Here is a 12,658-nt window from a genome sequence, read left to right as displayed (position 1 = left end):
GCTCGGAGTGCGGGCGCCCCTCGTTGTGGCGGTCCTATGCGGTGCTCAGTCCTCGCTGGGCGCGGAGGGCAGCTTGGTCTGGATGAGGTCCATGACGGAGGAGTCGGTGAGGGTGGTGACGTCGCCCAGCGCGCGGTTCTCCGCGACGTCGCGCAGCAGGCGGCGCATGATCTTGCCGGAGCGGGTCTTGGGCAGTTCGCCGACGATCAGGACGCGCTTGGGCTTGGCGATCGGGCCGAGCGTCTTGCCGACGTGGTCGCGCAGCTCGCCGACGAGTTCGGCGCTGTCCTCCGCGCTGCCGCGCAGGATGACGAAGGCGACGATGGCCTGCCCGGTCGTCTCGTCGGCGGCGCCGACCACGGCGGACTCGGCGACCTTGGGGTGCGAGACGAGCGCGGACTCGACCTCGGTGGTGGAGATGTTGTGGCCGGAGACCAGCATCACGTCGTCCACCCGGCCGAGCAGCCAGATGTCGCCGTCCTCGTCCTTCTTCGCGCCGTCGCCGGCGAAGTAGCGGCCGGGGAAACGGGACCAGTAGGTGTCGATGTAGCGCTGGTCGTCGCCCCAGATGGTGCGGAGCATCGACGGCCAGGGCTCGGTGAGCACCAGGTAGCCGCCGGAGCCGTTGGGCACTTCGTTCGCCTCGTCGTCGACGACGGTGGCCGCGATGCCGGGTAGCGGGGTCTGCGCGGAGCCGGGCTTGGTCTCGGTGACACCGGGCAGCGGGCTGATCATCATGGCGCCGGTCTCGGTCTGCCACCAGGTGTCCACGATCGGCGTCTTGCCGGCGCCGATGTGCTCGCGGTACCAGACCCACGCCTCGGGGTTGATCGGCTCGCCGACGCTGCCGAGGACGCGCAGGCTGCTCAGGTCGAAGTTTGCGGGGATGTCGTCGCCCCACTTCATGAACGTGCGGATCGCCGTCGGCGCGGTGTAGAGGATCGTGACGCCGTACTTCTGCACGATCTCCCAGAACCGGCCCTGGTGCGGGGTGTCGGGCGTGCCCTCGTAGATCACCTGGGTGGCGCCGTTGGAGAGCGGGCCGTAGACGATGTACGAGTGTCCGGTGACCCAGCCGATGTCCGCGGTGCACCAGTAGACGTCGGTCTCCGGCTTGAGGTCGAAGACGGCGTGGTGGGTGTAGCCGGCCTGGGTGAGGTAGCCGCCGGAGGTGTGCAGGATGCCCTTCGGCTTACCGGTGGTGCCCGAGGTGTAGAGGATGAACAGCGGCTGCTCGGCCTCGAACGCCTCGGGGGTGTGCTCGGCGGACTGGCGGCCGGTGATCTCGTGCCACCACACGTCGCGGCCCTCGGTCCACGCCACGTCCTGGCCGGTGCGGCGGACCACGAGGACGTGCTCGACCTGCGGGGTGCGGGCCACCGCGTCGTCGATGGCGGGCTTGAGCGCGGACGGCTTGCCCCGGCGGTAGCCGCCGTCGGCGGTGATGACCAGCTTCGCATCGGCGTCGTCGATCCGGGAGGCGACCGCGTCAGCCGAGAAGCCGCCGAAGACCACGGAGTGCGCGGCGCCGATCCGGGCGCAGGCGAGCATCGCGATCACGGCCTCGGGGATCATCGGCAGGTAGACCGCGACGCGGTCGCCCTTGCGCACACCGAGTTCGGTCAGGGCGTTGGCGGCGCGGGACACCTCGTCCTTCAACTCCGCGTAGGTGATCGCGCGGCTGTCGCCGGGCTCACCCTCGAAGTGGATGGCGACGCGGTCGCCGTGGCCGGCTTCGACGTGGCGGTCCACGCAGTTGTACGCGACGTTGAGCCGTCCGTCCGCGAACCACTTCGCGAACGGCGGGTTCGACCAGTCAAGTGTCTGGGTGGGTTCGGTCTCCCAGGTCAGGCGGCGGGCCTGCTCGGCCCAGAAGCCCAGCCGGTCGGCCTTGGCCTGTTCGTACGCGGCCGCGGTGACATTGGCCGCAGCGGCCAGTTCTTTCGGGGGAGCAAACCGCCGCTCCTCCTTCAGCAGGTTGGCCAGGCTCTCGTTGCTGCTCACGCCAGCTCCTTGTCAGGGTGTCCCAGATGTCCCGCCACTACCTCATCAGTCCTGACGCACCCTGACAAGGGCTCCTGGCGGACTGGTTTAGACCTTTGTGATGAGAGTGGCTGCTGATGTGTCTGCGTCGTCGTCGTCCGGCGGTCGGGGCACGGTGGCCGCCGGACGGATCGGTGCGAACACCCCGGTGGGATGGTCGAGGATGTACGCCTGTGCTTCGGCGACGTGGAAGTACATGCCGTGCAGCTGGAGGGTGCCGTCGGCGACCCGGCGGGCCACGCACGGGTGGGCCGTCAGGTGCTCCAGCTGGGTGATGACGTTGACCAGTGCGAGGCGCTCCTGGTCGTCGGCCGCCGGGCGGCCTTCGAAGGCGAGGACGGTGGCCCGGCTGGGTGTGGAGTCGCCGTCGTGGTCCGCGCCGGCGAGGGCGGTGAGCCGGGCCAGACTCGGCCGGCCGTGCCGCAGCCACCGGGCCAACGGGGTCTGCGTGCCCGGTTCGTGATCGGACCCGAGGAGAGCCTGCATCGCACCGCACCCGGAGTGCCCGCACACGGTGATGCTGGATACCTGCAGCACGTCGACCGCGTACTCCACAGCGGCGGCCACCGAGTCGCAGGAGGCATCGGAACCAGGCGGCGGCACCATGTTGCCGACGTTGCGGACGGTGAAGAGGTCACCCGGTCCGCTTGAGGTGATCATGCTGGTGACCAGGCGGGAATCGGCGCAGGTCAGGAAGAGCTGGCCGGGGCGCTGGCCTTCGCGGGCGAGCCGGGCGAGTTCGTCGCGCACCAGGGGCGCGGTGTGGCGCTGGAAGTTGCTTACCCCGCCGAGCAGTTGGCCGCCGCTGGTAGCCGGGGTGGCCGTCGGGCGGGTGCAGTGGTGGTTGAGCCAGGGTGTCCAGGGGCGGCAGGCGTGCGCACTGACCGGCTCGCTGACGGTCTGTCCGGCGCCGTCGCCGAGGACCGTGCGGCCACCGCGCGACCGGTGCCGCGCGCACCACGAGCTCAGCGCCTCGTAGGCGGCGTGGTCCATGAACGAGCCGTCCAGCTCCACCACGACGCTCGCCCCCTCCGGAACTTCGGCGAGCGCCTTGGTCAGCCGGGGAACCGCGAGGAATGTCAGTTGTCCACGGGCGCGGACCCGATGGCACTCCGCCTCTTCGGTGACGGTGACCCGGATGCGGGTGAGGCTGCGCAGCGCGAGGACCACGGCGACCGCGATGCCCGCGGCTACTCCCTGAAGCACCCCGAAGACCACCACGGTGCCGAGGGTCACCGCATAGACCGGGAATTCGCGGTGCCGCTGGATGTGCCGGATGTGGGCGAAGCTGACCATGCGTACGCCGACCAGCATCACCAGCGCGGCGAGCGCCGCGAGCGGGATCTGCTCCAGGATGCCGGCCGCGAGCCCCGCGCACAGCAGTACCCATACGCCGTGCAGCACTGTGGACCGCCGGGTGCGGGCCCCCGCCTCGACATTGGCGGAGCCGCGCATCGCGCCGCCGGCCACCGGCAGCCCGCCGAGGAGCCCGGACACCACGTTGGCCGCACCCTGGCCGAGCAGTTCGCGGTCGAGCCGGGCCGGTGGGGCGTGCGGTCCCGGGCGCCGCGCGTGGAGGGCGTCCACCGCGACGGCCGACAGCAGCGACTCCATGCTGGCCACCAGGGTGACGGTCAGGACGGCCGCGACGATCGCGGAGACCGGGCCGCCGGGGACGGCCGGCAGGCCGGGGGCGGTCCAGCGCGGCAGGTCCACCCGCGGCATCGACCATGCGGCGCTCACCGCGGTGGCCAGGGCGACCGCCGCGAGCGGCGCCGGGACCGCTCGCAGCACCCGGGCGTGCCCGCGCAGCCGCGGCCAGCCGAGCAGCACGGCCACGGTGACCGAGCCGATGACCGGGGTGATGGGGTGACTGTGCATCAACTGGTCGGGCAACGCTGTGATGTTGGCGACCGCGGAGATCTGCGGGCTGCCGCCGAGCACCACGTGCAGTTGCCCGACGGCGATGACCGTGCCGATGCCGGCGAGCATTCCGTGCACGATGGCCGGACTGACCGCGAGCGCGGCTCTGGCCACCCGCAGCCCGCCGAGCAGCAGTTGTGCCAGGCCGGCGAGCACGGTGATCGCGCAGGTGGCCCGCCAGCCGTAGCGGTCGACGAGGCCCGCGGTGACCACGACCAGGCTGGTGGCGCCGCCGCTGACCTGCAGCGGCGCCCCGCCCAGCAGTCCGGCGACGATGCCGCCGACCGCCGCAGCGACCAGTCCGGACTGCAACGGGGCGCCGGTCGCCAGCGCGATGCCGAGCGACAGAGGTACGGCGATCAGGAAGACGGTGATCGACGCGGACAGATCAGGCCGGTGGCATCTCATGGACTCCCCACTCCTTCATTCCCTCGACACTCTCAAGCATCTGTAAATGGAGAGTAATGGAGCGATTGCGGAGAGTGAAGTCCCGAGTCCGAATCCGTGTGCTATTTCCGTCTTTCGAGTGAACTGCGGCTTGCGGCGGCCGACTGTGGCCCGCGGTGGCCGACCGGGGCTGAGGGGCCGGGCTGGGGCTGAGGGGCCGGACCGTACGGACCTGTGCTGACGTGAGAACGGACCTCTGTGGGTCAGCGTGCGAACGCGGCGGGTGCTTCGATCAGATCCTCGCTCAGCGTGAAGTCCGGGTCGATCTGGGCGGCGAGGTCGGCGCCCGTCCTGGCGTTGCCCCAACTTTCGGCGTTCTTGCGGTGGAAGTGCGCCATCTGCTGGGTGTAGCGGTTCCAGTCGCGGGCCTGGTACGACCGGTCGGCGCGCTTTTGCATGATCTGCAGGGCCTGGCGGTTGGGCTCCTCCAGCAGTTCGAATCGGGGCGGGCCGCCCTTCTCCATCGCCCGCACCCAGTCCGAGTGTCCGACGGTGACCAGCAGGTCGTCGCCGACCTCGGTCCGCAGGAAGGCGAGGTCGTCCTCGCCGTGCACCTTGTTGCCGATCACGACCAGGCCCACGCCGAAGTCGCGGGCGTACTCCTTGTACTGGCGGTAGACCGCGACGCCCTTGCGGGTCGGCTCCGCCACCAGGAAGGTCAGGTCGAACCGGGTGAACAGGCCCGAGGCGAAGGAGTCGCTGCCCGCGGTCATGTCGACGACCAGGTACTCGTCGCGGCCGTCCACCAGGTGGTTCAGGCACAACTCGACCGCCCCGACCTTCGAGTGGTAGCAGGCCACGCCGAGGTCGGACTCGGTGAAGGGGCCTGTGACCATCAGCCGTGCGCTGCCGGCGTCGGTGCCGAACGCGAGCGGGCGGGCGCATGCCGAGTAGACCGGGTTGTCCTCGCGCAGCCGTAGTAGGCGCGAGCCGCGCCCGGGCGGGGTGGTCTTGATCATGCTGTCGGCCGAGGCGATGAGCGGGTTGGCGCCGCGTAGGTACTCCTTGATCTCCGGCAGGTGCGCGCCGAGCGAGGGCAGCGCCGCCGCGTCGTCCTCGTCGAGCCCGAGCGCGGGGCCGAGGTGCTGGTTGATGTCCGCGTCGATCGCGACGACGGGGACGCGGGCGGCGGCGAGATGGCGGATGAACAGGGAGGACAGCGTCGTCTTGCCGCTGCCGCCCTTCCCAACGAAAGCGATCTTCATGTTCGCTAAGCGTAGGGGTGTTGCCGCACGTGAACTGACGGGGAGTGGGCAAGGCCACTCGATCGTGGCCTTTCGGGGCCGCAGGGGGTGCGTAGGGTCAGGGACATGGCTACGAACGCTGCTCCTTCTCCCGCTCCAGGGCAGGCGGACCCGCTGGCCGTGCTCGCCGCGCTGCCGGGTGTGCCCGATGCGGTGGATTCCGTGCGCCAGGCCGTGGACCGGGTCTACGGCCACCGGGTCATACGCCGACGGGCCGGTGAGGTCGCGTCGGAGGCCGCCCTGCGCGGCGCCCGGGCGTCCGCGGCGCTGGCGGGCGCCGACTGGCCGCTGGAGGAGGTGCGCCGCCGCAGCGACTTCTCGGCCGACGACCAGTCACGTACGGTCGGGGCCGCGCTGCGGGTGACCGCCGAGGCTGGTCAACTCCTCGGCGTGTGGCGGCAGTCGCCGGTGCAGGCGCTGGCCCGGCTGCACCTGGTCGCGGCCGGCGGGGCCGCCGAGGAGCCCACGGTCGGGCGGCCGCGGCTGGGCGGTGAGCCGGTGCTCGACGAGTCGGCCGGGTTCGAGCGGATCCCGCTGCCCGAGCCGTCCGAGGTCGCGGCGCGGCTTGACGGGCTGGTCGGGCTGTTGCGGGCAGGATCCGCGGCACCCGCGCTGGTGGTGGGCGCGGTCGTGCACGGCGAACTGCTGTGCCTGCGCCCCTTCGGTTCGTTCAACGGCCCGGTCGCCCGCGCCGCCGAGCGGATCGTCCTGGTCGGCAGCGGGTTGGACCCCAAGTCCATCTGCCCCGCCGAGGTCGGCCACGCGGAGCTGGGCCTGGCCGGATACCTCAAGGCCCTGGAGGGGTACGCCTCCGGCACGCCGGAGGGGATGGCCGAATGGATCGGCCACTGCGGGCGGGCGCTCGAACTCGGTGTACGCGAGAGCGTCGCGGTCTGCGAGGCGCTGCAGCGCGGCGCGGCCTGAACGAAAATGCGGCGACACCCGCGGGTGCCGCCGCTCGACACGTCCGCCGGGTTACCAGTGCGTGCTCGGATGGTGCCGAATCAGGGCGGGGGCTTTGCCCGCTGCCTGGTGCGGCTGGCCCGGTTGGCGGGTCGGCTACGCGTGGGTGCCCGGTTTTCGTGCTCGGTCCGTGGGGCCAACAGCGCTGAACTGCGGTCTTCCTCTCGGAACTCCGTGGTCTCGCGGGCCGCTAACTCTTTTGTACTCCCGACCGGCAGGTAGTGGAACCCCTGGCTGCACTTTTTACTTTTGTGGCCAAGTCGGACATTTTGCTTGACTTTCTGCTCCCTCGGGTTGCTGTGGCCCCAGTGGTCTCACCCTGCGCGGTCAGGACGCCGCCAGCGGGCGTCGCCGGCGTGCCGCGAGCCACACCAGTCCCGCGGTGGCGGCGGCGGCACCGATCGCAGCCGCGGCCAGCACCGGGCGCGGCGGCATCGACAGCGACTGGATGCGCTGCTTCAGGCGCACCGGGCGGCTGAAGGTGAGAACCGGCCAGTCCCGCGCGGCGGCCTCCTTCCGCAGTGCCCGGTCGGGGTTGACCGCGTACGGATGGCCGACCGATTCCAGCATGGGGATGTCCGTAGCCGAATCGCTGTAGGCGAAGGACCGTTGCAAGTCGTAGCCCTCGGACTCCGCCAGACGGGTGATGGCTTCGGCTTTCGCCGGACCGTAGACGTAGTGCTCGATCTCCCCGTTGTATGCACCGTCGGCCACGACCATCCGGGTAGCCACGACGTGGTCGGCGCCCAGCATCTCCCCGATCGGCTCGACGACTTCGGATCCGGAGGCGCTGACGATCACCACGTCGCGGCCGGCCGCGTGGTGCTCCTCGATCAGCGAGGCGGCCTCGTCGTAGATGATCGGGTCGATCAGGTCGTGCAGCGTCTCGGCGACGATCTCCCGGACCTGCTGCACATTCCAGCCGCGGCACAGATCGGAGAGGTATTTGCGCATACCTTCCATCTGGTCGTGATCCGCGCCGCCGACGAGGTATACGAACTGGGCATATGCGGTACGCAATACCGCTCGCCTGTTGATGAGTCCGCCGTGGTAGAAGGACCGTCCGAAGGCGAGCGTGCTCGACTTGGCGATCACGGTCTTGTCGAGATCGAAGAACGCCGCAGTGCGCGGGGGCAGGTGGTTTTCCACGAGACGAGCATAGGCAACCACCATTCGGCCTAAAGGTCCGGCGCGTGGGTTTGCCTGAGAGGGCCTTCGGGTACACCATGGAAGTCACGGATCGTTCGCGACCGTGCTAACCCGGTCTGGCTCCTCCCCCCCCGAGTCGGACCGTGGGGACGACCCCCGCTCTCCCCCCCGGCGGGGGTCGTCGCATGTCCGGATGCGTATGGGCACTTGGCCCCGGGGGCTGCGGTGTCGGCCGGCATGTTCATGTTGCTCCCTCTCCTTCGCGCGCGTGTGCGTTTCCATGTGTACGACGCGTGACGTTCGGTAATCGACTGCAAGTCTCGTGGAACTCACTCGTCCGGGTGGCGAAGTTATCCACAATCTCCGAGTTATCCACAGATTCCGACCAAGATCATCTCAATTCCACTTCCTGCCCCAAGCTGATCGCAGACGAAGCACGCCGTGCTCGCACGACAAGCGACAGGGGACAGGGAAATGACCCGAACCAACGCATCCGATCGACCGCGCAGCGCTACCGAAGGCGTCCGCGGACCGCTGATTGTGACCGAGGACGAAAGTCTCCTCGATGATCTGCTCAGACTGTGCGCCGCGGCCGGCACGGAACCGGAAGTCGTCTTCACCGCGCCCCCGCGCGCGGTGAGTTGGGACAACGCACCACTCGTCCTTGTCGGAGTGGAGGCATCCGGAAGAGTCCACGGCGCCGGGCGGCGCAAGGGCGTTCTGCTGATCGGACGAGGCGGCGCCGACTCCGACGACTCCGAAGCGTGGCGCCGGGCCGTCGCTGTCGGGGCCGACCATGTCCTGTTCCTGCCAGCCGCCGAGACATGGCTGGTAGACCGCCTCGCCGACGTGGCCGAGGGCGGAGCCGGCCCTGCCCTGACCATCGGCGTGATCGGCGGCCGCGGTGGTGCCGGCGCCAGCACCCTGGCCTGCGGCCTCGCGGTCACCGCGGCCCGCACCGGTCTGCGCGCCATGCTCATTGACGGTGACCCGCTCGGCGGCGGTCTGGACATCCTCCTCGGTGCGGAGCGCACAGGCGGGCTGCGCTGGCCCGACGCGGCCTTCGCCCCGGAACTGGACGACCTGCGGGTGGTCGCCCGGGGCCCGTTCGGTTCCGGCCTGGACGGCGGCGAAATTGCCCGGCTTGTCGGTCTGCCGCTCGCCGGTGAACTGCTGCCGGAACCCGCCCTGGCCGATCCGATGTCCGGCGGCGCCCCACCGGGTTCCGCCACCCGCGGCCCCCTCGCACGCTTCAGCGGCGCCTTCCTCGGGCAGGCACTCGCGGTCACCGGGTGCGTGGCGGCATGAGCACCGCACTCCTCGACGCGGTTCGGCTCCACCTTGCCGAACACGGCGGCGAACCCACCCCGGCCCGCGTTGCCGCCGCGCTGCGCGCCCAAGGGCGCCTGATCGGGGACTCCGAAGTGCTCGACGTGGTCGCCGCGTTGCGTTCCGAACTGGTCGGCGCGGGTCCACTGGAGCCCCTGCTGACCGACCCCGACGTCACCGACATCCTCGTCAACGCACCCGACCAGGTCTGGATCGACCGGGGTCGCGGCCTCGAACGCAGCCCGATCCGGTTCGCCGACACCGCCGCGGTGCGCCGCCTCGCCCAACGGCTGGCCACGACCGCCGGTCGCCGCCTCGATGACGCGAGGCCCTGGGTTGACGCCCGACTGCCGGACGGCACAAGGCTGCACGCAGTGCTGCCGCCCGTCGTGGTCGGCTCGCCCTGCCTGTCCCTGCGTGTCGTACGGGCCCGCGCCTTCACCCTCACCGAACTCGTCGCGGCCGGCACGCTCGACGAGGAGACCGCGGCGCTGCTGCGCGTGATGCTCAACGCACGGCTGTCGTTCATGATCAGCGGCGGCACCGGCTCGGGAAAGACCACGCTCCTGAGCTGCCTGCTCGGCCTGGTCGATCCCGCGGCCCGTATCGTCCTCGCCGAGGACTCCGCCGAACTGCGCCCGGACCACCCGCACGTCGTCCGGTTGGAGACCCGGCCCGCCAACCAGGAGGGCGCCGGTCAGGTCACCCTGCGGGACCTGGTGCGGCAGGCGCTGCGGATGAGGCCCGACCGGCTCGTGGTCGGCGAGGTGCGCGGCGCCGAGGTGCTCGACCTCCTGGGCGCCCTCAACACCGGCCACGAGGGCGGCTGCGGCACTGTCCATGCGAACGCCGCAGCGGATGTGCCCGCACGCCTGGAGGCACTCGGCTCGACCGCCGGCCTGGACCGTGCCGCCCTGCACAGCCAGTTGGCCGCCGCGCTGTCGGCCGTCGTCCACCTGGTGCGGGACGGCGGGGGCCGCCGCAGAGTCGCTGAGATCCACGTGCTGAGCCGACGTCCGGACGGGCTGGTCGGCACCGTTCCGGCGCTCGTCCGTGATGCCGCGGGCAGTGTCGAACACGGCCCGGGCTGGCGGCGCCTGACGGACCTGTGCTCGGCGGGCGCGTCATGAGCGCGGCGATGTATCCGGTGGTGACTCCCGCGGTCGCGCTGTGGGCCGCACTGCTGGCGGCCTGTCTGCCCGCCTGGACGGCCCTTCAGCGGCACGGACGCAGGCGCCGGGCGTGCGGCCTGCTGAAGGGCACACAGGCCCGTCCTGGCCCTGTTCCAGGCGGCGTTGGGCGGTGGCGGGCGTGGTGGAGCCACGTGGTCGAGAGCGGCCGGGCGTGGATCGGCGGCCGCGGACCGAGCCGGCGTCGGAGGCCGGGCCGGGCGATCCGCGCTGCCTGGCACGGCAGGCGGCCGGGCAGACGTGGAGATCCGGGTGGTGGCGCCGGTCGCCGGGCGGCAGGGGTGGTCCGGGCGCGGCACGGACGCGGCGGACATGAGTGGCTGTGCCTGCCCGCAGGGGCAGCGGTCGCGGCGATCACGTGGTCGGTAGTGCCCATGGTCGCCGGAGTGGCCGCGGCGCCGTTGGTGCGGCGCGCGCTGTGTGCCCGGGCCGAGCGAGCGGTGGCCGAACGGACCTCGGCCGCGGTGAGCGTGCTGTGCGGCACTCTGGCGGGCGATCTGCGGGCGGGACGGCCGCCGCACACGGCCCTGGCGGACGTGGTGCAGTCGGCCGGGTGGACCGGCTCGCCCGAACTGGGCCGGATCGCGGGCCTGCTGTTGTCCGCCGCCCGGTTCGGCGGGGACGTGCCGGGAGCACTGCGGACGGCGGCGCGCTGCGGGCCGGGCGCACACGGGCTCGGCGCGGTGGCCGCGTGCTGGCAGGTCGCGGTGGACGGCGGCGCGGGGCTGGCCGCGGCTCTGGACCGGGTCGCAGCCGCACTGCGGGCCGAGGCCGACCAACGGGAGGACCTGCGAGCCCAGTTGGCGGGTCCGCGCTCCACGGCGGTGTTGCTGGCGCTGCTCCCCGTCTTCGGGTTGGTGCTGGGCACGGCGGTGGGTGCCGACCCGGCGACGGTGCTGCTGCACACACCCGCAGGGCTGGCATGCCTGGTCGCGGGCGCGTTCCTGGAGTGGGGCGGGCTGGCCTGGACAGCGAGGATCATCCGGGCGGCCGAGGGCGGCCCGTCACGTGGCGAGGAGCGCGGTCCGCGCGGTGCCGAGCCGGGTGGGGCGGCGCCGCGGTCTGCCCGGGCGACGCGGGAGGCCGCCGCGGAAGGGAGCCGGTTGTGAGCGGCTGGACTGTCCACAGCCTGGGGACGGCGGCGGCCGTCGTGGCGGCGGTGTGCGCGGCGGCGGGAGCGATGACGCCGGGGGAGCGGAGACATGGCGGCGTGCGCAGGTTGCGCCACCTGCTGGAAGGGCCGCGGCCGGCGAAGGTGCCGGGAGCGTGGCGGGAAAGGGCGCGGCGTGCCGGGCGGACCTGGCTGCCAGTGGTCGCGCCGGCGTTGGGGGCGGCGGTGCTGGTGGGCGGAATCGCTGGCGTTCTGGCCGGGATCGTGGTCGGGGTCGGTACGCGGATGGTGCTCGCGCAACGCCGGGCTCGCGCTACTGGACGGGCGGCCGACGGGGGACCCGACCCGGCAGAACTGCCGCTGTGCGCCGACCTGCTGGCGGCCTGCCTGGCGGCGGGAGCCACGCCCGGGGAGGCGGCAGGGGCGGTAGGGCGGTGCCTGGAAGGGCCGTTGGGGACCGCGCTGTTACGGGCGGAAGCGGAGTTGCGGCTCGGCGGGGAACCGTCGGAGTGCTGGGGCAGGTTTGGCCGGCTGCCCGCGGCGCGGGCGATGGGCCGCTGCCTGGCGCGGGCGTCGACGACGGGTAGCGCGCCGGTGGCGGAGATGGCGCGGCTGGCCGCGGACTACCGCGCCGAGCACGCCCGTTCGGCGCTCGCCGGTGCCCGTCGGGCCGCGGTGCTGGCCACCGCGCCGCTGGGCGTGTGTTTCCTGCCCGCCTTCCTGCTGGTGGGCGTCGCCCCGGTGGTGATGGGGCTGGCCGGGGCGGTGTTGGGAGGCCCGATGGGCAGATGAGGAGGTTGAGATCGGCAGCCGGCCGCACCTCGCCCGGGCAGGACTTGCAGGTGGAACCGGCATGGAAGGGGCGGGAGTTGGGCACGGACGCGAGGCCGCGAGCAGGCGCACGCGCGTGCACGTGACGCGGCCGGGCGGCGAGTCGATGGGCGGCGGCACCGGTGGCGCGGGTAGTGGCATCGGGCTCGGAGCTGGCAGGAACCACGAGAAATCAGGAGGAGAGCAGAAATGGCGATGCGGAAGAAGGCCGAGCGGGTGGCGCGTTGGTGGGTTGGGCGGGTCCGGCGTTGCCGGGAAGTGACCGACGCGGGGATGAGCACGGCGGAGTACGCGGTGGGGACGATCGCGGCCTGCGGGTTCGCGGCGGTGCTCTACAAGATCGTGACGAGTGGGCCGCTGCGGACGGCGATGACCTCGGTGATCGAGAAGGCACTCCATGCACCGTTCTGAGCGGATGAGGCGGGCCG

10 protein-coding genes are annotated in these 12,658 nt (G+C 71.9%); 6 read left to right on the top strand and 4 right to left on the bottom strand.

Features of this window, described 5'->3' with window-relative positions:
* Window positions 1-45: 45 nt before the first annotated feature.
* From acs to AC13HU_RS18290, 3 genes are all read right to left on the bottom strand, one after another.
* A complete protein-coding gene (acs, locus tag AC13HU_RS18300) occupies window positions 46-2,004 on the bottom strand; it encodes an acetate--CoA ligase (RefSeq protein WP_483042962.1) in 1,959 nt (652 codons plus the stop codon).
* Between the two features lie 87 nt (window positions 2,005-2,091).
* On the bottom strand, window positions 2,092-4,374 hold the full coding sequence (locus AC13HU_RS18295; RefSeq protein ID WP_483042961.1) for a SulP family inorganic anion transporter: 2,283 nt from the start codon (window positions 4,372-4,374) through the stop codon (window positions 2,092-2,094).
* 242 nt (window positions 4,375-4,616) lie between these two features.
* Complete coding sequence (locus AC13HU_RS18290; protein WP_483042960.1) at window positions 4,617-5,618, bottom strand: ATP-binding protein; 1,002 nt, start codon at window positions 5,616-5,618, stop codon at window positions 4,617-4,619.
* A 105-nt stretch (window positions 5,619-5,723) separates the two neighbouring features.
* Here AC13HU_RS18290 and AC13HU_RS18285 point away from each other — a divergent pair, with 105 nt between their 5' ends.
* A complete protein-coding gene (locus AC13HU_RS18285; protein ID WP_483042959.1) occupies window positions 5,724-6,581 on the top strand; it encodes a Fic family protein in 858 nt (285 codons plus the stop codon).
* Window positions 6,582-6,947: 366 nt separating this feature from the next.
* Here AC13HU_RS18285 and AC13HU_RS18280 read toward each other — a convergent pair whose 3' ends face one another.
* Window positions 6,948-7,793 (bottom strand): HAD family hydrolase, encoded by an 846-nt coding sequence (locus tag AC13HU_RS18280; protein WP_483042958.1) that lies wholly within the window; start codon window positions 7,791-7,793, stop codon window positions 6,948-6,950.
* Window positions 7,794-8,243: 450 nt separating this feature from the next.
* Here AC13HU_RS18280 and ssd point away from each other — a divergent pair, with 450 nt between their 5' ends.
* The 5 genes from ssd to AC13HU_RS18255 all read left to right on the top strand — a co-directional run bounded on the left by ssd (window position 8,244) and on the right by AC13HU_RS18255 (window position 12,641).
* A complete protein-coding gene (gene ssd, locus AC13HU_RS18275) occupies window positions 8,244-9,077 on the top strand; it encodes a septum site-determining protein Ssd (protein ID WP_483042957.1) in 834 nt (277 codons plus the stop codon).
* Entirely contained in the window at window positions 9,074-10,228 is a 1,155-nt protein-coding gene (locus AC13HU_RS18270; RefSeq protein WP_483042956.1) for a TadA family conjugal transfer-associated ATPase, read from the top strand. Before ssd ends, AC13HU_RS18270 begins: the two co-directional genes overlap by 4 nt.
* A gap of 434 nt (window positions 10,229-10,662) precedes the next feature.
* Window positions 10,663-11,397, top strand: coding sequence for a type II secretion system F family protein (locus AC13HU_RS18265; RefSeq protein WP_483042955.1), 735 nt, complete (start codon window positions 10,663-10,665; stop codon window positions 11,395-11,397).
* Entirely contained in the window at window positions 11,394-12,191 is a 798-nt protein-coding gene (locus tag AC13HU_RS18260; protein ID WP_483042954.1) for a type II secretion system F family protein, read from the top strand. The genes AC13HU_RS18265 and AC13HU_RS18260 overlap by 4 nt, the downstream gene beginning before the upstream one ends.
* Before the next feature lie 228 nt (window positions 12,192-12,419).
* Window positions 12,420-12,641, top strand: coding sequence for a DUF4244 domain-containing protein (locus AC13HU_RS18255; protein WP_483042953.1), 222 nt, complete (start codon window positions 12,420-12,422; stop codon window positions 12,639-12,641).
* The last annotated feature ends 17 nt before the right edge of the window (window positions 12,642-12,658 follow it).

It is taken from the genome of Streptomyces sp. NH27 (assembly GCF_056859195.1).
This window is presented reverse-complemented; position numbering and strand designations above follow the sequence as displayed.